The 790-nt window shown below is 34.7% G+C and carries 1 protein-coding gene; it reads right to left on the bottom strand.

Annotated elements, in window-relative coordinates:
• A partial coding sequence (locus GFJ99_RS13305) for a T9SS type B sorting domain-containing protein (protein WP_153209541.1) occupies positions 1-790 on the bottom strand: 790 nt, incomplete at both ends.

Genomic DNA, 790 nt, shown 5'->3' on the forward strand with positions numbered 1-790 from the left:
CTTAATTGTTTTAACAATTTACCATAACGATCAAAGATGTATAATTTAGCATCTGCTTGGTTTAATCCTATAATGTTCCAAGTTTCGTTTATTCCATCTCCATTTGGTGTAAAATAGGTTGGGTAATCAATTATTAATACTTCTTGTGTCATATAAGTACAACCTTCTGTATCGATAACTGTTACTAAATGTTCACCTGCACTAACTCCGGTGAATACATTTGATGATTGGAAAGAACCTTCATCTAACGAATACATTATACTTCCTGAACCTCCAGTTACTGTTACTGTTATCGTAGCATTATCACTAAAATATTCACTTTGAACAATAGTCATTGTTGTTGCTGGTGTAGTTTCTGTAACTACAGCTGTTGCAGTTGGTAATAATGGGTCTGATGAACATCCTGTTAACCAATTAGTTGCTATTACACTATAAGTTCCTGCTTCATCAACTACTAATGTTGAATTTGTAGCTCCCGGAATAATATTTCCAGCACTATCAAACCATTCAAAATCATAATCTACATCATTTAAACCTGTGTTTAATGTATAGGTCTGATACACTTCTCCCGATGCAGTTATACAAATGTTCCCATCTGTTAGTACTGGTCGTGGCGATGGATTTACATTCACTCTATAGTCGGTATAACCTCCTTGACAATCTCCTAAAGTAGATCGAACACGATAAATAACATAACCTTGTGTATTTGTTGTAGCGGTTAAAATATCATTTATAGTAACTGGCGCTACGCCTGTTCCTGGATTAGCTCCTGTTACATTTACAACTGTTA

Source organism: Flavobacterium sp. LMO6, from assembly GCF_009495795.1.
Classification (GTDB): Bacteria; Bacteroidota; Bacteroidia; order Flavobacteriales; family Flavobacteriaceae; genus Flavobacterium.